The organism is Pseudoalteromonas phenolica, assembly GCF_005876835.1.
GTDB classification, from domain to species: Bacteria; Pseudomonadota; Gammaproteobacteria; order Enterobacterales; family Alteromonadaceae; genus Pseudoalteromonas; species Pseudoalteromonas phenolica_B.
On the sequence record NZ_PPSW01000026.1, the window covers coordinates 1 to 23,909 of the forward strand.

19 protein-coding genes are annotated in these 23,909 nt (G+C 42.7%); 8 read left to right on the forward strand and 11 right to left on the reverse strand.

Annotated features, from left to right (window positions below; translation table 11 throughout):
- Positions 1–146: 146 nt before the first annotated feature.
- Positions 147–710, forward strand: coding sequence for a DJ-1/PfpI family protein (locus C1E24_RS15660; protein ID WP_138483051.1), 564 nt, complete (start codon positions 147–149; stop codon positions 708–710).
- Positions 711–729: 19 nt separating this feature from the next.
- A complete protein-coding gene (locus C1E24_RS15665; RefSeq protein WP_138483052.1) occupies positions 730–1,122 on the forward strand; it encodes a ribbon-helix-helix domain-containing protein in 393 nt (130 codons plus the stop codon).
- A gap of 191 nt (positions 1,123–1,313) precedes the next feature.
- On the opposite strand, the gene argA is transcribed toward C1E24_RS15665, so the two are convergent.
- Positions 1,314–2,654, reverse strand: coding sequence for an amino-acid N-acetyltransferase (gene argA, locus C1E24_RS15670; protein ID WP_138483054.1), 1,341 nt, complete (start codon positions 2,652–2,654; stop codon positions 1,314–1,316).
- Positions 2,655–3,133: 479 nt separating this feature from the next.
- On the opposite strand from argA, the gene C1E24_RS15675 reads away from it, so the two are divergent.
- From C1E24_RS15675 to C1E24_RS15685, 4 genes are all read left to right on the forward strand, one after another.
- Positions 3,134–3,346, forward strand: coding sequence for a cold-shock protein (locus C1E24_RS15675; protein WP_058031412.1), 213 nt, complete (start codon positions 3,134–3,136; stop codon positions 3,344–3,346).
- 213 nt (positions 3,347–3,559) lie between these two features.
- Complete coding sequence (locus C1E24_RS15680; RefSeq protein WP_058031413.1) at positions 3,560–3,763, forward strand: hypothetical protein; 204 nt, start codon at positions 3,560–3,562, stop codon at positions 3,761–3,763.
- Positions 3,764–3,980: 217 nt separating this feature from the next.
- Entirely contained in the window at positions 3,981–4,148 is a 168-nt protein-coding gene (locus tag C1E24_RS20990) for a hypothetical protein (protein WP_171040915.1), read from the forward strand.
- Positions 4,149–4,257: 109 nt separating this feature from the next.
- On the forward strand, positions 4,258–4,689 hold the full coding sequence (locus C1E24_RS15685; RefSeq protein WP_138483056.1) for a hypothetical protein: 432 nt from the start codon (positions 4,258–4,260) through the stop codon (positions 4,687–4,689).
- Positions 4,690–5,840: 1,151 nt separating this feature from the next.
- Here the strand turns inward: C1E24_RS15685 and glmS are convergent.
- The 8 genes from glmS to C1E24_RS15725 form a co-directional block, all read right to left on the reverse strand.
- Entirely contained in the window at positions 5,841–7,661 is a 1,821-nt protein-coding gene (gene glmS, locus C1E24_RS15690) for a glutamine--fructose-6-phosphate transaminase (isomerizing) (RefSeq protein ID WP_138483058.1), read from the reverse strand.
- Between the two features lie 186 nt (positions 7,662–7,847).
- Positions 7,848–8,615 carry a DeoR/GlpR family DNA-binding transcription regulator gene (locus C1E24_RS15695; protein ID WP_138483060.1) on the reverse strand — a complete coding sequence of 256 codons (768 nt, stop codon included), beginning with the start codon at positions 8,613–8,615 and terminating at the stop codon, positions 7,848–7,850.
- A 275-nt stretch (positions 8,616–8,890) separates the two neighbouring features.
- Positions 8,891–9,187, reverse strand: a complete 297-nt coding sequence (locus tag C1E24_RS15700; protein ID WP_138483062.1) for a DUF6482 family protein — start codon at positions 9,185–9,187, stop codon at positions 8,891–8,893.
- Positions 9,188–9,273: 86 nt separating this feature from the next.
- Complete coding sequence (locus C1E24_RS15705; RefSeq protein WP_138483064.1) at positions 9,274–11,676, reverse strand: FtsX-like permease family protein; 2,403 nt, start codon at positions 11,674–11,676, stop codon at positions 9,274–9,276.
- 36 nt (positions 11,677–11,712) lie between these two features.
- Positions 11,713–14,136, reverse strand: coding sequence for an ABC transporter permease (locus C1E24_RS15710; protein ID WP_138483066.1), 2,424 nt, complete (start codon positions 14,134–14,136; stop codon positions 11,713–11,715).
- A gap of 82 nt (positions 14,137–14,218) precedes the next feature.
- Positions 14,219–16,615 carry an ABC transporter permease gene (locus tag C1E24_RS15715; RefSeq protein ID WP_138483068.1) on the reverse strand — a complete coding sequence of 799 codons (2,397 nt, stop codon included), beginning with the start codon at positions 16,613–16,615 and terminating at the stop codon, positions 14,219–14,221.
- Between the two features lie 2 nt (positions 16,616–16,617).
- Positions 16,618–17,325 carry an ABC transporter ATP-binding protein gene (locus tag C1E24_RS15720; protein WP_138483070.1) on the reverse strand — a complete coding sequence of 236 codons (708 nt, stop codon included), beginning with the start codon at positions 17,323–17,325 and terminating at the stop codon, positions 16,618–16,620.
- Between the two features lie 11 nt (positions 17,326–17,336).
- Complete coding sequence (locus tag C1E24_RS15725; protein WP_138483072.1) at positions 17,337–18,587, reverse strand: efflux RND transporter periplasmic adaptor subunit; 1,251 nt, start codon at positions 18,585–18,587, stop codon at positions 17,337–17,339.
- Between the two features lie 278 nt (positions 18,588–18,865).
- Here C1E24_RS15725 and C1E24_RS15730 point away from each other — a divergent pair, with 278 nt between their 5' ends.
- Positions 18,866–20,296: a sigma-54-dependent transcriptional regulator gene (locus C1E24_RS15730; RefSeq protein WP_138483074.1), complete on the forward strand. Its 1,431-nt coding sequence runs from the start codon at positions 18,866–18,868 to the stop codon at positions 20,294–20,296.
- A 15-nt stretch (positions 20,297–20,311) separates the two neighbouring features.
- Entirely contained in the window at positions 20,312–21,628 is a 1,317-nt protein-coding gene (locus C1E24_RS15735; protein ID WP_138483075.1) for a sensor histidine kinase, read from the forward strand.
- Between the two features lie 203 nt (positions 21,629–21,831).
- On the opposite strand, the gene C1E24_RS15740 is transcribed toward C1E24_RS15735, so the two are convergent.
- Positions 21,832–22,470 carry a LuxR C-terminal-related transcriptional regulator gene (locus tag C1E24_RS15740; RefSeq protein ID WP_138483077.1) on the reverse strand — a complete coding sequence of 213 codons (639 nt, stop codon included), beginning with the start codon at positions 22,468–22,470 and terminating at the stop codon, positions 21,832–21,834.
- Positions 22,471–22,474: 4 nt separating this feature from the next.
- A complete protein-coding gene (locus C1E24_RS15745) occupies positions 22,475–23,884 on the reverse strand; it encodes a histidine kinase (RefSeq protein WP_138483078.1) in 1,410 nt (469 codons plus the stop codon).
- Positions 23,885–23,909 lie beyond the last annotated feature (25 nt).

The following is a 23,909-nucleotide window of genomic DNA, read 5'->3' on the forward strand; positions in this document are numbered from 1 at the left end:
TGTTTAATTAAAGCAGTTCAACTTTTACTTCTGGTTAGTCATGTAGTAATTGGCTGTTACCTGCCGCTTTTCATTCTTTGCTTAAATAAGTTGAGCTTTTGAAAATAAGTATCCAATACTCAACAACAGGCAGAAGGCGAAGAACAATGAAAATCTTAATGATCACCGGTGACTTTGTAGAAGACTATGAGAACATGGTGCCGTTTCAAGCACTACAAGCTATGGGCTATCAGGTTGATGCCGTTTGCCCGAATAAGAAAGCAGGCGATGTGATTGCCACGGCTATTCATGATTTTGAAGGACATCAAACTTATACTGAGAAGCCAGGTCATAATTTTACGTTAAACGCTGATTTTGCAGCAGTGCGTGCCGACGATTACGATGGGCTTTACTTACCCGGAGGTCGCGCGCCTGAGTATTTGCGTTTAGATGAAAATGTGATCGGTCTTATCAAAGCATTCGCTGACAATAACAAGCCAATTGCATCTATCTGCCATGGCCCGCAATTGTTGTCGGCTGCTAATATCATTACTGGCAAACGTATTTCTGCTTACCCGGCTTGCAAGCCAGAGATTATACTTGCAGGCTCTGAATATGTGTCAGTTGAGATGGATCAGGCCATCACAGACGGTAACTTAGTCACAGCCCCAGCGTGGCCTGCACATCCTGAATTTTTAAAACAGTTTATCGCTCTATTAAACAAAGCATAATCAACGAGGAGCCATCACTATGTGCCAACTTTTTATTGGAGCCAATCAAGATTGTTGGAAGAACATCACACGTTCACTGCGTATTGATGGCGTCACCACTTCAATTCGTCTTGAGCATTTTTTCTGGCGCGTGTTAGAAGAAATCGCCTTTAGAGACGACTTAAGTGTTGGGCAGCTTATTACTCGTTTGTATCACGAATCACTCGACGCCGACCATGACATTGGCAACTTCACGTCATTTTTGCGAGTGTGTTGTGGCCGTTATTTATCACTGGCGGCAGATGGTGAAATAACCCGAGATGCGCTCAACCCACTGGCCGAGGTAAACGCAGAAAAGTTACTTGAACGCGAAAAAACAGCGGCAGATGAACGCAAAGCCCGCTTTGCTAAAAGTGATTCCAACCCGCATTAAAAAACATTGTTTACGTGCAAATATAAGACAGGCGCGACATAAAGTCGCGCCTACATTTAGCTATTGCCACATTGCAGCTATCAACTGAAATAAATACTGTAGGCGTGGGTTTACCCCACGCAATTTAGTTAAAGGTAAAAACAAGCACGGCATAAAGCCGCGCCTTCAAAGACTTCAAGAATCTAAGCCGATTACCTATTTTTCGGCAATCTTGTTAAATCTAATTTCAACACCCTAGAGCGTCTTTGGTAATTATAAAGCGAACGCTTTTTATCAGGTAAGTCTTCAACCCCAACACAATCAAAGCCTTGCTCTAAAAACCAATGAATACTGCGTGTTGTCAACGCAAACAAACTCTTATAGCCGATGCGTTTGGCCTTATTGATGACCGATCGAAGTAGAATACTACCTCGATCTGCATCGCGATACTGCGGATGAACGGCAAGGCTGGCAAATTCGCCCATATTCTCTTCGTCAAATGGGTAAAGTGCGGCACAGGCGATGATCACGCCATCGCGGTCTATCACGGTAAACTGCTCAATCTCTATTTCTAATTGTTCGCGAGAACGGCGAACCAAGTAACCTTGCTCTTCGAGTGGACGAATTAAATTGATAATGCCATTAATGTCGCCAATTGTTGCGCTACGTAATTGTTCAGAACTTTGCGGCGCGATTTGCGTACCAATGCCATCGAGAGAGAATAGTTCTTGGAGCAAAGCACCATCTTCTTCATAACTCATAAGGTGACAACGGTGCACGCCGCCACGACATGCATCAATAGCCGCTTGCAAAAATACCGAGGCACTCATACAGGCAGAACTTTGTTCACGATGACGCGCAAGTACTTGCTCCGCCTCATTTGGCATCAATTCAGCTAAAGCTTCGCCATTTTCGTCTAAGATCCCCGCCTCTTTACAGAACCCCAGCATCTTATCTGCATTAAGTTTAAGCGCGACTTGAGTGGCAATTTCTTCTGCTGTTAGATTAAAACTCTCACCAGTGACTGATGCGGTGATCGGACCAAGTAATACAATGCTGTTGTTGTTCAATTGATGGCGAATACCGTCGACGTCGATACGACGAACTTTGCCTGAGTGATGATAGTCGACACCATTATCAATACCCAAAGGCTGAGAGATCACAAAGTTACCACTGACAACGTTGAGATTAGAACCCGACATAGGGGTGCTGCTTAACGATTTAGACAAACGCGCGGTGATGTCGAGTTGCATGGCACCTGCAACTTGCTTGATGACTTTAAGCGACTCATTGTCGGTCACCCTTACACCATTATGAAACTGGGTAATTATGCCAGCATCACAAAGTGCATCATTAATTTGAGGTCGAGCACCAAATACCAACACAATCTTGATACCGAGACTCGTTAGTAACGCAATGTCATTAATAATACTGCGACAGCCAGGCTGATCAATCGCCTCACCACCGAGCATAATTACAAATGTTTTACCTCTATGCGCATTTACATAAGGCGTTGATTGACGAAAACCGTCTACGAGTTCAGTTGTACGCACTTGCTGCTTACCTTTGTTCAACCATAAATGGGGATTGGTTACAACTTTAAAGAATTATTATGCACAAATAAAGAATTAATATTCTTTATTTGTGCGTTTTTTAGATCTTGAGGGTACACAACTTTATTGAAATAAATATTAAGGAGGAAAAGAAATGAACCTGGCAACAGAGCAAAAATAAGGTTAAACAAATCCATCTATCAATGAACACGTCATACTCGCAATCAGCCTGTTAGAGATATAACTTTTAGTTATTGTTTTTAATGAACATATTAAAATAAAAAATAAATAGCTATCTATTAGTTTCTTTTACTGTATAGTTACTTTAGCTCAAACAGCGAGCTATTAATGAAATATATTTAGTTCAAATTCTTCTCAGTTTCTTTTCGACTCAGTTCGTCATATATACCCTGCGATTTTTTTCCTACATTACAGAATTAGTAGCTTTTCAAAGTATTCACTCGTAGATAGAGGCATATATGTCAAATAAGACAACTGGTAAAGTAAAATGGTTTAATGAATTAAAAGGTTTTGGTTTTATCGCACCTGATAATGGTAGCCAAGATGTTTTTGTTCATTTCAAATCAATCGAAATTGAAGGTTTTAAAACTCTGACTGAAGGTCAAAGTGTTGCTTTCAACATCGAAAAGGGCGCTAAAGGCCCTCAAGCAAATAGCGTTACACTCGCGTAAGCTTTATTTGCAGAGGTGCTTTTATAAAGGCACCTCACATTTTAAGTACTTAGCTTTAAAGCACTTCTAAATCACCCCTTGCAACGAACTGACTGCGATTACTTTTAAATCAAGCCATTGATATAAAAAGAATAAAATCATTTTCAGCAATACGATTAAAGACATCAAAACTAAGTAGTAAGTAAATAATCAGAACCACGGGTTACATGTACCATGCGTAAGACAAACCGAAGTAATAGTAAAAAAACGAAAAGAGTGAGTTTCGAAGATAAGCTGGCTCAGTTAGTTGGCGAATACCGCCAAGAGCAAGAGATACTTGAAGCACTTGAAGAAGGCTCAACTGAATATAACGCTCAGAAAAGTAAATGCGATAAGCTTAGCGCTAATGTTAAACGCTTTGTGGAAAGACAGAAGTAACGCCTCGTTTTCGCCTTTATTTTTATATTCCATTTTGATTTATATAATTAAATATAAACATGGGAAATTAAATTAAAGCGCATCATAAATACCCTGAAAAACCAGCTAGCTATATAACCTAGCATGCCTGTTAAGTAATAGTACTTTTAAATTAGTTAAATAAAGACTCAATACTATCTACTTTCAAAGAAAACCATTAATACCATTTAAGAAAAATATGACACATAGATTTAATGGCTCAAATATTGAAGCCACACCACCGATTTCATCGATCTCTGTAAACAAACAAAATGTTGTTTATAAAGATCATTCAAATTTCAGAAAAGTAAGCCTTAGCAATACATTAGAAACTAAGCAGTTTGTCACTTGGTTACTGGCAATGTAATTCGAATGAGAGAGCAATAACATGCTTGATCCGCTAAATAGCCTTAGTTGAATATATTCTCAAAATAAGCACACTAGTTCTGAGGATTGATCACTAGGTGTTGAAAATAATGGATTTTGCAGACATTAAGCGCACGCTTGAAGATGCAGACAAAGATACTATTTCAAAGATTTGCGCCCAGATTATCGAGTTAGACTATAAAGCTCTAAACGAGCTTGCGCAACATTTTGATGAGCTGCGACTCATGGTCGCAAAGCTCCCTATCGAAAAGCCTTACGGGCAAGACTACCGCTACAACGCCCATCTAGCCATGAACCTGCTTGCCAATATCGCCAATAATCGGTGTAAATGTTTAAGTTACAATGCTGGCAATCGCTTTAACCCAGAAACAGCCCAAGCAAGTGGCCTAGTTACCATACTAGAAGATAAGCTAGATAAAGCTAATTACACGCATTGGTATAAATATCAGTGCGTAAAATGTAACAGAGTGAAGTCAGTGACCATTCATTACGGCAGCCACGTACCTTCTTATACATATTAGCGAAAAAAGCACTGAATACGCCTTTAGCGTCTTGATTTCGAGGGTGTGTTTGTGTCGGGAAATAATAAAGTATCGTACCGACAGTCGCATAGGTGTCAAAAAAGGACGCTGATTGGATTTAAAAACCTAAATAACGTCACTGACCCCATTGATTCCGAAAGATTTAGGCAAAAAGCCTTTGGCATTGGGTTAAATTTCTGCGCCGCTTTAATTGTACATGGTCACAAAAATAATGGGGGTCGAGTCTTGCATTGTGCAAACCTAAACACAAAACCCACAGACAACTCCCCTCCCCCTTCTATCACGCCTGAAAATAAGTAATTGATGAGTAATGCGCTCGCATGGATGCGAGCCAAGCCATGATTTCGCCAAGGATGGCGAATACATGGCGTTTACGTTCACATCAATAGCGCTTTGAAGATTAAGCGTGATGGAGGGGCGCCGTGGGAGTCCAGAGGGCGGTCGGCGGCAGCCGCCCTTTGGTTGCCGTCGCCAACGCGACAAAGAGTTAAATTGAAGACAGCTGGTGAGCAAAACACAGATTCTGAAACAAGTTCAGAATGACGAAAAAGTTATAAGTCGCGATATAAAATCGCTGCTACCTAGGTGTTTTATACCCTTGTAGGTCGCCGTTTACGGCGACTATATGAATAGCCATAGTGCCAAAACACATAGATTCTGAAACAAGTTCAGAATGACGAACAAGGTTAAAAGTCGCGATATAAAATCGCTGCTACCGAGGTGTTTTATTCTCTTGTAGGTCGTGGCTTACCGCGACAATATGTATAGCCACAGTGTCAAAAAACACAGATTCTGAAACAAGTTCAGAATGACGAACAAGGTTAAAAGTCGCGATATAAATCGCGAAAATCAATGGGGTCTAAAAATCAATGGGGTCAGTGTCTTTGATTTTATAGGTATCATTTAACGACTGCTTCAGGCACAGAACCGACCGTTGTCTCTGACTCATTTTTGACCAAAAACAAGTTTACCCCACTCATAGCTAACCGTCTGATCTCTTATGAACTAATTCACTTAAATAAAAAAGCCTTACCATTTAATGACAAGGCTTTTTTATCAGTTGATTCAACTTAATTTAGTCGTTGCCAACTTTAGTTAGAATCTACATCACCCACACAATGAGTAAAAAATTACTCAACCGTTACCGATTTTGCAAGGTTACGAGGTTGGTCAACATCAGTACCCTTGATAACCGCTACGTAGTAAGAAAGTAACTGTAGTGGAATTGTGTATACCACTGGTGCAATCACGTCTTCTACGTGGTTTACGTTCATTACACGCATTGTGTCATCAGACTCAAACGCGGTGTCTTTATCTGCGAATACGTAGATGATACCGCCACGTGCGCGTACTTCTTCAACGTTCGACTTAAGCTTTTCAAGTAGTTCGTTGTTTGGTGCAACAACTATGATTGGCATGTCTGCGTCGATAAGTGCCAGAGGACCGTGTTTAAGCTCACCTGCTGCATAGGCTTCAGCGTGAATGTATGAAATTTCTTTTAGTTTTAACGCACCTTCCATCGCGATCGGGTATTGTGAACCACGACCTAAGAATAGTGAGTGATGCTTGTCTGCAAATTCTTCAGCTAAGTCTTCGATTCCTTCAGCCATGCTTAATGCTTCTTCAAGCTTGTTAGGTAGCGTCTTAATCGCGTTAACAATCACGCTCTGATCACGACCTTTCTCTTGCGCGATAGACGCAGTTAGCATTAATAAACCAACTAACTGAGTGGTGAAAGCTTTAGTTGAAGCTACACCAATTTCTGCGCCTGCTTTAGTCATGAATGCTAAGTCTGATTCACGTACTAGTGAAGAACCCGGCACGTTACAAATAGTCATTGAAGCCATGTAGCCTTGCTCTTTAGCAAGACGAAGTGCTGCTAATGTGTCAGCCGTTTCACCTGATTGCGAAATCGTCACAAGTAGGCTGTTTTCGTGTACAAAAGACTCGCGATAACGGAACTCAGAGGCAATCTCAACGTTACAACTAACACCAGCGAACTGCTCTAGCCAGTAGCGGGCAACCATGCCTGAGTGGTAAGACGTACCACATGCGATGATCTGAACATGTTTAACATCTTTGAAGATTTGCTGTGCGCTGTCGCCGAATGCATCGATTGCAACTCTGTCATTTTCTAAACGGCCTTCAAGCGTATTACGAACTGCCATTGGCTGCTCGTAAATTTCTTTTAGCATGTAGTGACGGTATTCACCTTTACCTGATGCGTCTTGGGTAATGTTTGATTCAACCACTTCACGCTCAACTGGGTTGCCATCTTTATCAAAGATCTCAACCGTTTCACGAGTGATACGCGCTACGTCGCCTTCTTCTAAGAAGATAAAGCTACGTGTTACAGGAAGAAGCGCTAGTTGGTCAGAAGCAATGAAGTTTTCGCCAAGGCCTAAACCAATTACCAGTGGGCTACCAGAGCGCGCAACAATGATTTCGTTGTCGTTTGCTTTGTCGAATACCACTGTACCGTATGCACCTTCAAGCAGTTTTACTGCTGCTTTTACAGAGTCTAATAGCGTTGAATGCTGCTGACGAAGTTGGTGAATAAGGTGCACCATCACTTCTGTGTCGGTTTCAGATAAAAACTCGTAACCGTCACCTTTAAGTGCGTCACGAAGCTGTGAATGGTTTTCGATAATGCCGTTGTGTACTAGCGCAATTTCATCATTTGAAATGTGTGGGTGCGCGTTTGCTTCAGTTACGCCACCGTGTGTTGCCCAGCGCGTGTGTGCAATACCCGTAGTGCCTTTAACACCCGCATCAGTTAATGCTGCATCTAAATTAGCAACTTTACCGACTGCTTTAACTGTATTTAATTCGCCATTTAAGCTCAGTGCTACACCCGCTGAGTCGTAGCCACGGTACTCAAGACGCTTTAAGCCTTCGATTAGGATTTTATTTACTGGACGTTCTGCTACCGCCCCAACAATGCCACACATAGATGCTCCATTTTTGCATGTTGTTTGCCCGTTTACCCTTGCTACCTGCATAGGTAGGTTGTGTATAAATTTAGTTGATGAACATAATTCGGCCACTGTTAAGTAGTTGAATTATTTTGCACGTCACCAACTAATCGGGCTGTTGTCATAATGATTTATAAATTCAGGTGTTGTGGTCTGAATTTATTAAGCCTCTGCACAGATCAGCTGTATGCCTTTTGCCTCAATCGCCTTGCGCGTGTCATCGGCAAGGAGGTTGTCGGTGATCAAGGTGGTTACTTGCTGCCATGGCAGTTCTAAATTTGGGATCTTGCGACCAATTTTGTCTGACTCCACCAGCACAATCACTTCTCGTGCCGATTCGGCCATCACTTGGCTCAAGCCCACTAATTCGTTGAAAGTAGTTGTACCTCTTTCAACATCGATGCCATCAGCACCGATGAATAACTGGTCAAAATCGTACGAACGTAAAACTTGTTCTGCCACCTGCCCTTGAAATGACTCAGAATGTGGGTCCCAGGTTCCTCCGGTCATCAAAAGTGTTGGCTCATTTTCTAAAGATAACAAACGATTAGCGATATTCATCGCATTAGTCATCACTACTAAACCGCGTTTTTTAGACAGCTCAGAGATCATCGCTGCTGTCGTGCGACCACTGTCGATAATGATGCGGTTATGATCCTTTATCAAAGCTGAAGCGGCTTTGGCGATTGCCATTTTGCGAAGCGTATCGCGTTTTTCGTCGCCTTTTGCCACGATTTCTTTGGGCAATGCAATCGCACCACCGTAACGACGCAACAATAAACCGCTCTTTTCAAGGGCGGTTAAATCCTTTCGGATCGTAACTTCTGAAGTTTCAAATTCTAAAGCAAGTGCTTCGACACTGACTTCACCGTGCTGATTCACACGAGCAAGAATGGTATGGCGACGTTGTTGAGTATTACGCTTAGTCATAATCCGTTATCTTTGCAGGTTGATAAGTTTCGTTTCGTAACTTTTTCGAAAGTTTAAACGAAACCTTTACTATTAGGCAAGTTTTAATTGAACGATTTTTATTCTAGTAATAAAAAATTCAATATGAAGTAAAAAGTGACGTGTTTAAGGAAGAAAAATGGCTTACTTGGGCATAAAACCAGCAAGCCATCGAGTAGGAAATAGGTACAAAAATATTATACTGTTAAGTTCCGTTATCGGATCCCAATTAATAGGCTCCAGTTAATGAGTTCCAGTTAATGGGCCAAATGCACCATCATCTTACAACGCTCATTTTTAGAATTACCTATCATCTCGTCATAGGCAGTTTCCATTTCAAAAATCGCACTTTCAGCACCAAGTTCTGCCAAAGTGACTTCGGCTTCGCGCATTGAGTTAAAAGTTTCAGTGCCACCCTTTCTGTCCTCTAGTAAGTAATAATTACCTTGCGTATCAACGCCACCCGCAAGGTAATGATTAGAGTCGGCATAGCTTAAGATAACAGCGACTAGGTTTTGCTCTTCAAACTGCATTTTCAATTCGGTTGCTTGCATAACTCACCTCTGACCAACAAGTGTTATTTAAGTGTAGTAATTAAACGAAGCAAACACCGACTTTGTTCACTTTTTATCCAGCCATGTTATTCATACCTTAAGATCTGAGCAGGTCGAATACTCGCAGCTTTAAATGTAAGGCCCGCCACAGTTAACCAAGTGATTAAACTAATAAGCAAAGAAGCAACCATATAAACCCAAATACTGTGCGTAACTCTTTGCTCAAAACTCGCTAGCCAATCACTCAATATCAAGAAGCAAATAGGCCAAGCGATCGCACATCCTAGCAGTACAAGCAATATAAACTCTTTGGCAAGCCCATTAATGATCACCAAACGGCTTGCCCCCAGTACCTTGCGTACAGCCACCTCTTTTTGACGCTGCTTAACAATAAACCCAGTTAAGCCAAACACGCCCATCAAAATAAGAACTAGTGAAATAACACCGCCGATAGCTACCACCTCAGATAGTTTTTGTTGCTCGCGATAAAGCGCTTGATAGTCATCTTCAAGTAAGGTGATGTCGACAGGTGCAATGTTCAAGCGCGCTTTAACGAAGTTTTGTAAATCGAGTTTTAGTTGGGCATCGTTCGGGTTTTCAACTTTAACCAGTAACGAATACGTGCCGCCTACACCCAAACCATTCACAAACACCACAGGGGCGCCTTGATGATTAACCGGCCCAACTTTTATGTCTTTAACCACACCCACTATGGTGCCTGTTGCATTCGAAAATGGTCCGGCAAAAAATGAAATTGGTTTGGCTATTGCTTCTTCCGGGCTGCTGAATCCTAGCGTATTGAGCACAGATTCAGGCACGATAATACTGCCTTGCTCTGTGTCTCGGTTGAACCTGCCTGATGCAAACTCGTCAGAAAAATCGCGACCAGCCAACAAGGTTAACCCCAAAGTTTCAACCACTTTACCATGTACCCCTGCAAGCGATAACGAAAGCGGTGTGTCTGGTGTTTGAGGGAGCTTAACGAAGAGACCAGCGTTGGTAGACTGTGTGATTGAGAAGTCCAAGGCCACACCGGCTGTCACACCTGGAATAGACTCAATGCTTGCCAATAGTGATGCGCTTTGCTCTCCATATAATGCTTTTTGCGGCATATTATTCATCACTAGTTGCTGCGACTTTTGATAATTCACAGGTAGAGAGTGTAAAAAATGCAGTTGCTTACTCAACATCATAGCGCTTATTAGTAAACCCACCGACAAGCCCATTTGCAGCAATAATAAAGCCTTTCTGATCCATACACCTTGTCGACCTTGTTTTAGCTCACCATTCAGAATGGCTTTAGTGTTAAATCCGGCCATGTACACGCTCGGGTATAACCCCGACAACACACCAATCCCTGTTGCCAGCGCAAATACCTGTCCCAACCAAATCGGCCACTCCAGTGCTGGCAATGGTCGGCCAATCAGCTGCATAAAGCTAGGCATAAATAGCTCAACCAACACACAGGCCACTAACATAGCGAACCATGCCAGTAAGATAGACTCACTCATAAATTGGGTAATCAGCTGAGTACGCGTCGCGCCCATGGCTTTGCGTACACCAATCTCTTTGGCACGATTAGAGGACTGCGCGACACTGAAGTTGACATAATTCACACATGAGATGATTAATAAAACCAACGCCATAACTGCACAGATCGTCACAGATGTGGCGTCTCCGCCTATTTTCATATCTTGGGCAAAATTAGGTCCTAAATGAATGTCTTTGATAGGTTGCAACCAATAATGAATGTTTTGCCATTGCCAAATTTGCGCATAGATTTCTGTTGCCGACTGCGCAACCAATTCCATATTGGTATTAGGTAATAGCGCAACATAGGTGTGCATTACATTACCGCGAATGCCCATATAGGGTTCAATGCTGGTTAATGAATGAAAATAGAAATGACTATTCACAGGAAGATCGGCAAACACCGCACTGACCGTAAGCAGTCGATTGTTCCTTTGTAGTTTTAAGGTACGGCCGATTATCTTATCTGGCGTAGCAAAAGCCCCAAACAAGCGCGTAGCTTCAGACCTTGATAACGCTATTTTTTCGGGTGTATTCAGGGTTGTTGTAAGATCGCCTGCCAGCACATCAATATTGACTAACTTGGCTAGATTTGGGGTGGCAGCGTAGTTTGCAGCGAGCTGAAATGCATTATTGCCAATCGCTACTTTATCGTCGCTGACCATTTGCGTTTTCAATAAATAAAAAACCGACTCTACCCCTGGAATATCGAGCAACTGCTGATGTGCCCTTGGGGTGGTAAGAATATATTCGTTGCCATTCTCTTGGGCATGCATCACCAGTCGATAGTGATTTTGCTGATCCGGCTGGCCTTGTTCAAAAGACAATTCATGCTGAATAAAAAGCCCAATCAACATTAGCATGGCCATACCTAGACTTAGCCCAACCAAACTCAACAAGGCGTGTTGTTTATGCTGTGCAAAACTTCTTAAAGCGGTCGAAACATATGACGCTAACATACTGTGCTCCTTTTTGACTGCTGTATATCTGAGTTGTTATTCATAACGTAAAATTTCTGATGGGCGCGCACTGGCAGCTTTAAATGCTAACGCTGCAACGGTGAGCCAAGTGAATACAGCCACAATGAGGCTTGCCAAGCCATACACCCAAATGGTTTGCTCAATGCGGTCGTTAAAGCCTTGCAGCCAGTTATCCATGAACCAATAAGCAAATGGTAAGGCGATTACTGCTGCTGCAAACACTATGATTAGAAACTCGCGAGCGAGTAGATTCACTAAACTGAAGCGTGTTGCCCCGAGCACTTTTCTTATTGCTAATTGTTTTTGCTGACGTTTTGCTGCAAATGCTGCGAGTCCAAATAAGCCTAGGCAACTCAAAAGTATGGCTAGCACAGAGAAGTTTCGGATCAGCACAAACAAGTCTTGCTCGATGCGATAAACTTTAGCCAAGTCTTGCTGCATCAAGCTAAATTGCGGATCGACGGTTAAGTTAAACTGTTTTAAAAGTTGGCGTAACTGATTAAGTAACTGTGGAAGGTTTGCTTGCTCGGTGCTTATCACCAATCGAACCGTGGATTGCGAACTGTATCCCGCTGAAAATGACACTGGCAGCCAATCATCTTTAGCCGACCCCACTTTGATGTCTTTTACTACACCGACAATGGTTGCACTGACGTTGCGATAAAGCCCCTGAACTTGCAGCCCCACTACTTCACTCACATTGTCATAGCCTGCGCGTTTGGCCATTTGTTCGGTCACCAAAATAGCCATTGCCTGAGGCGCTTCTTCATCTGACTGATCACCTGACGCTTTATTTACTTTATTTAAATAGTGCAGCCAATCACTCTGAAATTCTGGTAAAAAGTCTCGGCCAGCGAGTAGTGTTAGACCTAGAGTTTCGACGGCATGAAAACCAGTGCCGATAGTCGGTGGCAATTCGCTTTCTTCATAGCCGTTTGGCCAACGGAAATAAAAGCTTTCTAAAATGCTGTCGGTTAAGTCAGTATCGGTTGTTGTAACTTGAGTAACGCCTGGCAGCGCACGGATCTCATTGAGTATTGCATGTTCTGTTTCCATGAGTTGCTTGCTGCTTAAATCGTGTATCACGATGCGATCAGTCGCGTCATAGCCTACCGACAAGCTTTGTAAGAACGACAACTGCTGCAAACTCACTAGCGTACAAACAATCAAGGCCATTGCCATCGCAGACTGAAAGACCAATAAACCTTTTCGAACCAGCTGGCCTGCTTTTAATTGCCCGGCAAGCAATGAGTTTAACGGCGCGCGTGCGACACAATACGCAGGGTAAGCACCTGAAATAAATGCTAATAAAACGGTTATAGCTATGATCACTGCAAACTCTGAAGCTCCCCACACTAAGTCGAGCGGTCGATTTGCAAAGTTACTAAAGCTTGGCAAAAGCAGTTCAACCCAACACACCGCAAGTAAAGTGGCATACATCACCATCAATAAGGCTTCTAACAAGAATTGGGTTATGAGCTGTCGTTTGCTCGCCCCCAAAGTCTTACGCATGGCGATCTCTTTGCTGCGATACAACAATTGCGACACCGCTATATTAATGTAATTGGCTGCGGCAATGGCGAGTAATAAAACACTCAGCGATACACTCAAAGTGACTAAAAAAGCAGAACCACCCGCTTTTAATTCAAATGGCGAATGGGCTTTAAAGTAAACTTCTCGCATTGGCACTAAACGGTATTCAAGCTGACTGTTTTTGAGTTGGTATTTTTCAATGAGCCGATCAGCTAGCTGCTTTTCTATCGCTTTTAAATCAGCGTTGTGTAGAGTTTTGAGATAAATATAGCTAGAAATGTCGCTATGTTCTGTGAAATCGATGGGTACTAAAGCGTGAAACAAAAAGTGACTATTATCAGGTAAGTCTTCAAAAATGGCTTTAACGGTACAGCGTTTTGCCTCGATCAGAATCGTTTGCCCGAGTGCACCTTCTGCACTGCCAAATAGTCGCTCTGCTTCACTGCGACTCAAAGCAATCTGCTGAGGTGCCGAAAGAGCCGCTTCAAGGTCGCCTAAAATCACAGAGATATTTACAAAATCACGAATATTCTTGGCTGTACCGTACAGGTTGTTTAGCTTAAATGCCTGATCAGCAATTTTTATATGCTCAGATAACAAGTCACTATCAACCACATCGGCGAGTATAAAAAGATCGGCGACATCACTTCGTGTTGTTAAAGTTTGCGCGATGTTCACCATAGTCAGTGGAATTTCTTCTAACCCTGGTACATTCACATCAAGATGCAAACGATATACTTGCTGATGATCGGGCTGCATTTCATCAAACGACAACTCATATTCAGCAAATAATGCCACCAGTAGTGCGGCTGCCAAACCAATGCTTAACCCAAAGACATTCAATAACGAGTAAAACTTATGTTGCTTGAATACTCGAAATGCTGTTGTTACATGTGATATCAACATATCTCACCCATAGACCTTACTCTCACCCAAAAATGGCCTATCAGTTACACCGATAGACCATGCTTTTGGCTAGTAAACTTTATTATTCATATCGTAGAATTAACGAAGGACGCGTACTGGCGGCTTTGAAAGCGAGGCTCGCCACAGTAACCCAAGTGATACCTGCAACGACTATCGCTGCAATACCATATACCCAAACTGTTTGGTCGATGCGGTCGTTAAAGTTGGCTAACCAGTCGCCAACCAGTAAATAAGTTACTGGGTAGGCAATGGCGATACTCACACCCACTAAAACTAAGAACTCTTTCGCTAGAATATTCACAATACTGATACGTGATGCGCCTAATACTTTGCGAACCGCAACTTCTTTTTGACGACGGGCTGCTGCGAATGACGCCAAACCAAACGTACCTAAACAAGTTAAGAACACCGCAAGGGCTGTAAAAATAAGCACCACTTGAGAGATGCGCTCATCACCTCTTAATACCGCTTTGTAGCTGTCAGACAGTAATTCGATTTTAGGTTCGAACACATTGGCATGTTGAGCTAAAACTTCAGCAGCTTGCTGTCTAATACTCAATGCATTTTGTGGATTTACCGTTAACACCACTTCTGAGGTAGGATTTAAGTAATTGAAGCCAAGCAGGAACATGATGTCTGTATTGGCATTTTGTGCATTACCTATTTTTACATCAGCAACGACTCCAATCACGCGCATATCAACATTACGACCTACATCTTTGATTGATTTACCTAAAATATCGGCAACATTGGTAAAGCCAGCTTGCTTTGCCACCGTTTCAGTTACAATCGTGCCAACATATGTGATGCCATCAACTCTGTTCGCCCAATCACCAGCAAATTCACGACTAAAGTCACGCCCAGCAAGTAATTCTAGCCCTAGGCTTTTAACAACTTCAAAGCTAGTACCAACCACTGGTGTTATACCGCCAGACTCTTCGCCGTTTGGCCATGTTGGCCTAAGCGTATTATTGATTGAGCGGGTCAATTGCGTGTCGATAACGCCCAGATGTTGCACTCCTTCAATCGCAAGTAACTTATTGACGACCGCACTAGGCTGCTGAGTAAACACCTCTCCAACAGGCACTTCAGAAATAACTAGACGCTGTGCAGTTTGGTAGCCTAGTGGCAAGCTTTGTAAATGCGATAATTGCTGTAGTAATGTAGCAGAGCCAATAATCAACCCTATGGCTAAAGAGGCTTGAAAGGTAAGTAAGCTTTTACGAACCCAAATCGCAGTACTACCACGCTGTAAATCACCACTTAATACACGTTTGGCACTGAATGATGAAATGAAGAACGCAGGGTATAGGCCTGCCAACACGCCAACAGCAATCGCAACAATCACAATGCCCACACCAAAACTTGATGCATAGTTAAGTACCAATTCGCGATCAACTAAGTTGTTAAAGCTAGGTATAACTAACTCAACTAACACACAAGCCAACATCATAGACAGCACTGCAACCAACACAGACTCAGACAAGAACTGGCCCACTAGCTGAGTTTTGCTCGCACCCAATGCTTTACGAACACCTACTTCTTTTGCACGCTTCGTCGATTGCGCTACGGTCATATTGATAAAGTTAAAACTCGCGATCAAAACAAGTAAAATACTTAAGCCAACACAGATGGTTACCACTTGTTTAGTGCCACCTGTTTTCATCTCAAACGGTGATTTAGCAGTTAAATGCAGGTCGAGTATTGAGTGAAGCTCTATAAATATCCTACCTTTGAAATCACCGGTAAATGCCTGCTCAGTCAATTGCTTTTCTAGTGCTGGAATATCAGTGCCTGGCGTCAATTTTAAATAAACATAATGAGACGTTTGAAATAGGTTTTCAGAAATATGCTCTGCATACACTAAAGCTTGAAAACCAAAATGAGTATTATCTGGCAAGTCCGCAAAAACCGCTCTGACTGTATAACTGCCGTTTGCATGATTTAAAGTCTCACCAACGACATTCACAGTGCCGAAAATGCGAAGCGCTTCAGATTCGCTCAACGCTAAGCTGTTAGGGGTGCTCATAGCTTCTTTAATGTTTCCTGCAAGCACATCCATGGCAATAAAGTCTTCAATATTTGCGGTTGCAGCGTAGAGATTATTAAGCTTGAACCCCTCATTATTGTGCTTCACATCTACTTCAGCTTCACGAGTAAACTCGACCATTTTTAACGCAAATACATCTTCTACTTGGCTAAAATCTAATGCCTGTGTACCCCGTGTATAACTATAAATAGGGATAGTACCCAAACCCAGTTTTGAATAATCTTGGGCTACACGATAAACACGATCTGCATCAGGTTGCTGTTTATCAAAAGACAATTCATTTTTCGCAAACAATGCCACTAAAATTGCCGCTGCCAGGCCCACACTCAAGCCAATTACATTTAATAAAAAGTGTTGTTTTTGTTGCTTAAAGGCACGAAGTGCCGTGATTAGGTAATTAAATATCATAACTATGCAACCTCGCTTTCTAGTCCATGAGGAACATTATTGGCTTTATCTAACATGATTTGGCCATCCAACAGGCGCACTAAACGGTCAGCATACGCGCCTTCTTTTTCTGAGTGAGTTACCATGATCACCGTTGTGCCTTCGCGGTTTAGTTCGCGCAGCATGGCCATCACTTCTTCGCCGTTTTTAGAATCTAGGTTACCGGTAGGTTCATCGGCTAATACCAGTTTAGGATTGATCACTAAAGCACGGGCAACTGCCACACGTTGCTGCTGACCGCCTGATAGTTGCTGTGGTAGATGATCGGCACGGTGGTCGATAGCAACACGTTTTAAGATGGCTTCAACACGCTGTTTTCGCTCACTTTTAGAGATATTTTGGTATTGCAGTGGCAGTTCGACGTTTTCGAATACTGTAAGTTCGTCAATCAGGTTAAAGCTCTGAAATACAAAGCCAATTGAAGCTTTGCGTAATTGTGATAACTGCTTTTCGCTATAGCCCGCGATGTCGGTACCATCAAAATCAAAACTGCCTGAACTCGGTGAATCCAACATGCCTAAAATAGACAGTAAAGTTGATTTACCACAGCCAGAAGGGCCCATGATAGCGACAAATTCACCTTGTTCTACGTTTAGATTAATGTCGTTTAAAGCGGTTGTTTCAACGTCTTGAGTACGGAATACGCGATTTAATTTAGTTAATTTGATCATGGGTCTGGTCCTTAAAATTTTAATGTCTGTGCTTTATCAAAGTTGCTGTAGCCTGAGGTGATCACTCGCTCACCCACATTTAAGCCATCGAGCACTTCGTAATAATTTTGATTTTTCTTGCCTAAACGAATGGTACGACGCTCTGCTGTTGTGCCATCGCTTGATAGTACGTACACCCAATTACCGCCTGAACTGGTAAAGAACGCGCCGCGTTTTAGTAATAATGCGTTGTCTTTGTTGCCGCCTAGCATCAGCTCAACGTCGATACTTTGGCCGCGTTTAATATCTTGTTGGCCACTTGGTAGTGCTACTTCAACCTGAAACTGCGACTGGGTCACCCGGCTGTCTATTTTGCTCACTTTTGCCATCACGCTGCCGCTATCTAAGTGCACGTTAACGTCCATGCCCTTTTGAACTTGGTTTAAGTAGAATTCATCTAAGCGCACAACTAATTTGTATTCATTTGGAATATCGATTTGACCAAGGCGAGCGCCGCGATTTTTTGATGCACCCATTTCTACATCAAGCTCACTCAAGTAACCCGACACAGGCGCTTTTATTAATAAGTTATCTAAATTTGCGCGGGCAAACTGTAAGTTTTTCTGTAGCATTTCGGCGCTATCTTCTAGCTGCTCGACTTGCACCTTACGAATTGAGTTTTCTTGCTTTTGACGCTCTAAGGTCAGCTCTTTTCTCGCTTTGTAGTAAGCTAAATCTTCTGAAATTTCAGAAAGTCTATCTTGAGCTAATACCCCGCGCTCAACCAGTGGCTTAGATTGCTTATAACGACGTTCTAAATGGGTAAGTTGTAAATCGATTTCTAATAAATCACGACGCAAATTCAAACGACTGGTTTCCATGTTCATTTGTGTATTGCGTAAGAAGTTAAGCTGCTCAGTCACCTGCGCTTCGCGGCTCATTACGTCTAGCTGTAAGCTGGTGTTACTCAAACGCACCAAAGGCTGACCTTTAGTCACATAAGTACCCTGTTCAACTAAACGCTCTTCAACCTGTCCGCCCGCAATCGTGTCTAAGTAGATGGTAGTTTTTGGCACAACCTGACCTCGAAGGCTTAACGCATCGACAAACGCGCCCTGCTCAACCGCATTAATGGTGACACTGCTTAGAGATAAGTTTTGACTGCGACCCGATGACGAGTCTGTAAATGCAAACGCTGCAGCAGCAATGCTCAGCAGTGCACCCGCAGCAACCGCTTTCTTAAGATGTTTTTGTAATCCTGAACGTTCAATTTTCTTATCCATAGCACACCTCTAAATCGTTGAGAGTTTGGTCGATGTTCGTTTCGACAACTAAGTCCGAATATGGCAGAGATAAATCAAACACTATGCCAACTTTTAAACACTTAAAAATCAATCACTTAAAAAATTTGTGTTTTCATAAATAATTAGAGTGTCCGGAAACAGAACACATCGAAAACCGCAATGTGTCCATTTATGAACACATTAATAGACGCACTGTCACTAAATGAGGTAGGCTAAAAAGAATAAAAAGAAGCCAAAAATAGGCAAAGGCAAGGACCATGACGCAAACAGTCAAACAAGCTGGACACATTTTAATTGTCGACGACAATACTGATATTTTAATCGCGGCTAAACTGTTGCTAAAAAAGCACTATCAAAAAGTACACACCACAGATAACCCCTTTGATATTGAAGAGATCGTAAAAACGCAGCCTATTGATGTGATCTTACTCGATATGAACTTCAGTCAAGACGCAATAAGCGGTAAAGAAGGGTTTTACTGGTTAAAGAAAGTCGTTGAGCAAGATCCCAGCATTGCAGTGCTGCTGATGACTGCATATGGCGATATTCAATTAGCCGTTGATGCCATTAAAGCCGGCGCTGCTGATTTTGTTGCCAAACCTTGGCAAAACGACCAACTCTTAGGAGCAGTCGCAGCCGCCTATGCACACGCCCAGGACAAACAGAAAGTTGGGCAACTGACTCGCCAAACACAAGGGTTAAACCAAGCGCTTAACCAAGGTGCTAGTGGTAAAAACTTCGACTTTTTAGGTCAAAGTGCGGCCATGCAGCAAGTATTTAGCACCATAGAAAAAGCCGCGTTGACCGATGCCAATATTTTAATCACCGGCGAAAGTGGTACAGGTAAAGAGCTCGCCGCACATGCCATTCATCAAGCCAGCTTGCGTCGCGAAAATGCACTCATCAGCTTAGATATGGGGGCAATTGCTGACAACTTATTTGAAAGTGAGCTATTCGGCCATAAAAAAGGCGCGTTCACCGATGCCAAAGCAGACAAGGTAGGCCGCTTTGAGCTCGCCAACGAAGGCAGCCTATTTTTAGATGAGCTTGGCAACTTGCCACTGAGCCAGCAAACCACCTTATTAGCCGCGCTACAAAACCGCCAAGTCACCCCCGTTGGCGGCAATAAAGCCATAGATGTGAACATTCGCCTCATTTGTGCCACCAACGATAATTTACAACAAGCCGTCGACGAAGGGCGTTTTAGACAAGATTTACTTTACCGTATCAACACCATTGAGATCCGTTTACCACCGTTGCGTGAGCGCAGTGAAGACATTCCGTTGTTAGTGAATTATTACCTCGAGCACTTCTGCCACAAATACAAACGCACATTAAGTGTCAGTGACACCGATTTGCAAACCTTGAGTGCCTACGCTTGGCCGGGTAACGTGCGAGAGCTGGCGCATGCTATTGAGCGTGCTGTGATCTTAAGTGAGGGTGAGCTACTGGATATCAGCACTGTGGTTGGCCAAGTAACTACCAGCGCACAACCAAGCCAAGCTGAAAGTGCGCAAAGCGAGTGCGAGCAATTAATTAATGCAGACACCTTTAACCTTGAAGAACTTGAACACCGCACCGTTCGCGCGGCATTAAAGCACTATCAGGGTAATGTCTCGCAGGCAGCTAAAGCGCTAGGATTAACTCGTGGCGCAATGTATCGCCGCCTCGAAAAATACGACTTATAACCGGAGCTGAGTATTTTGAGTTACTTCACGAAGCACCCTACAACGGTATTTTTTGCCACCATCTTGTTACTTTGCGTGCTGATCACCACCACTACAAGCTTGTATATACAAGATGGATTTTCAGCAACTTTACTACTTTTAAGCTTATTTTCGTGTGCGACATTGTTTTCGCTAATCTCTCAATTTAATAAACAAAACAAGCACATGAACTTTGTTTTAAAGTCTTTAGCGAATGGCGATAGTTCTTTGGGGTTAAGTAAGCACCACCCTATGCATAGCCACCTTGAAGAGATCAAAGAAAACATTCAAAGTGCGCGCTTTAATGCCGAGCAACAGGCACACTTTTTACAGGCCTTATTAGTGCATATTGATTTGGCCGTCGTGGTGTGTGATGACACGGGCGACGTGATTGAATCAAACCCAGCTGTTGCCAAATTACTCGGTAAAGCAGTTCGCCACTGTGATGATTTGGCGCATATCGCACCTTTAGTCGAAAATTGTGACCGCAGCCTCAAAACCATTGCCAATTGGCAATATGGTGAGCAGCAAGACACCTTGTCTATACAAGTAAGTATCGCTCATATTCAAGGTAAGATCCGCAAAATTATTACCTTGCACTCGATTCGTGATGCCTTACAAAACAAAGAGCAACAAGCCTATAAGCGACTTACCAAAGTGCTCACTCACGAAGTTGCCAACTCCATCACGCCGCTCGCTTCTATTGCTCAAAGTTGTGAAAGCCTGTTACCCGAGACACTTACTTTTGATGATGAAGAAGACAAAGACGATTTGGCCATGGCGCTAAAAACACTGGCAAAACGCACCGAATATTTAGGTGACTTTATCGGTCGCTTTAGAGAAGTCAGTAATTTACCTGCTCCCACGCTTAATCCTGAGCAACTTGCTCCATTAGTTGAAGGCGTATTTCAGCTGCATCAACAAACTTGTATCGCAGCTAATATCGATTTACAGCTCGACGTATCGCACTCTCAACTGACTATGCTAGATAGCGCACAGGTTGAGCAAGTACTTATTAACTTAACCAAGAATGCCATTGAAGCGGTGCAGCAAAACAGCGGCGACACTTCAGCAAGCGTGCAATTAAAAACAGGCTGTAATGAAGCAAGCCAGCACTATGTTGAAGTCAGCGATAACGGCCCGGGCGTGGCAGAGCATGTGGTCGACATGATGTTCGTGCCGTTTTTTACCACCAAGCAAAAAGGCTCAGGCATAGGGTTAAGCCTTTCAAGGCAGATTATGTTGAACCATGGCGGAGATTTAATTTACATCCAACGCGAACAAGGTGCTTGTTTTAGATGCGTATTTGGATGATGTTCGTGTCTATACTTGAGGCTTCATAACCAAGCAAAAGGGTTCAGGGATTGGTTTGAGCTTGTCTCGGCAAATAATGTGCTCATACCTTAAGAAACATGGCGGCGACCTCATTTACATCCAACGGGAGCGAGACGCCTGTTTTAGGTGCGTATTTGGATGATGTTTGATTTATACCCTTGAATTTTATCTCTAAACCAAAATCAAATTATCAATCCATTTTGCCAAGCATGTACCGCGGCCTGAGTTCGGTCTCTGACGTTTAACTTTGACAAGATATTGCTGACATGTGTGCGCACTGTTTTGACTGAGATAAACAATTGTTCGGATATTTCGGCATTAGACAGACCTTGCGCAATAGCGCGTAATACCTCTGACTCGCGGTCGCTTAATTGCATTTCTTTATTTCGTTCAGCAGAAAGAATTCTTGTAGCAACCATAGGAGATAAAGTGCTAACGCCCTGTGAAGCTTTGCGTATCGCATCGACTAACGCGTCTGGTTGTATGTCTTTAAGTAGATAAGCGATAACTCCAGCATCTAATGCAGGAAATATTAATGTATCTTGGTGAAATGAGGTTAGGATCACCACCTGAATATGTGGATATTGTTGTTTAATCTGCTTCGCAGCTTGAACTCCCTCAACTTCTCCATCCAAAATCAGATCGAGTAATACAACATCTGGTTCATTGTCAGCAATAACCGCCATACCATCAGGTATAGTGCCAGCTTCTGCCACAACCGACATATCAGGCTGCATTTGTAAAAACTGGACGATACCACTACGTACTATTGCATGGTCGTCTATGGTAACGATTTTAATTTTCTTTTCTTTATCTTTCATATGATTACTCCTTGCTTGCTGAAGGTAGATATCCAGTAAGACAGGTTACCTTACGTTTGCTATCATCTTCACGCTGCTCTAAAGATAAACGCCCACCCAGAGAATGTAGCTTTTGTTTTATGATCTCTAAGCCTTGACCAAAGCAGGGGTTAAACTGCGCCGTGCCATTATCGAATAAACTAAAGCGGCTTTCACCGTCATTGAGCTCAAGACATAAGCGAATAGTGTCTGCGTCACTATGCTTAGAGATATTTTGTAGCCCCTCTTTAATACTCGCAAACAAGTAACTTGATATTTGTCCTCTTTGAGGCTTTTTTACCTCCAAGTTACGGCCAGTTTGTTGCTTCCAACACGCCAAATAAGTAGTTAATTCTGACATCTCAACGTATGCTTGCGCCGATGATTCGTGCTCAGTTTGTACCTGTAAAATCCGATTAACTTGTTCAAATGCTTGCTGATTATTACTCTGGGCTTGTTTTAAAAGTAGACTCAATTGTGTTTCTGAGTGTGCCAATGTTTGACAACTAGATAGGTTTAAGTTGTTTGCGAACAACAGTTGCTTAACGGTATCGTGCAGCTCTCCGGCAAATTCTATACGCTGCTTTTGTAATCTTGTTTCTTGCTCTTGCTTAATATGTACATCAAGCTGTTCAACAAGTCGGTTTAACTTATCAAAACTCTGCTCTAGCTCGTCAGCCCCATCTATTGTTAGGCGCTCAGTCAATCGCCCTTGCCCCCATTGTAATGTCACATGATTAAAGTGCTTTAAGCGCTTTTGAATACGGCTGCCTACGATCCACATAACAATGGCGCCACAGCATAAAATAAATCCTGCAACTATAAGTGCGAAAGGTAAAAAGCTAACCCATTGTGACAACAACGAAGAAGGGGTTGAGCCGACTGCAGACCAGTTATCGATCCACATTACCACAGCGCCTAGTTGCTTACCTTGATGGTCGGTTAAGGCACGGGTGAAAATGACAACATCATCAGCCATCATCTCAACGCCACTGTTATGATGCACTAACAAGGCATCCGTAAGGTCGTCTCTCACTTGCAGGGGCAATTGCGCGCCAATATCACCAACAAAAAGTGGGCCATGCTCAGTTTGCGCAATGACTTTAGCTTCTAAATCTACCACCACAACTTTACGAATATTAAGGGCACTTAAATAAGGTGAATCGTCAAAATGCAGCTCACTCAGCCCACCTGTTTGTTTCATTTCTAGAATAATTTTCGGAGCAATCTCTTGCTCATACAAAGCATAGATTTCAGATATTTTAGGCACATTAAAAATCAGTAACTGCACGGTCACTAAACTAAAACAGGCAAAAAAGCTGACCAACAATAGGCCTATTATTACTTTTGTTCTGATTGAGTAAGCCGTAAGGCACTGTTTTAAGTAATCAATCACTCGATACTATCCTTGTGAATAGATA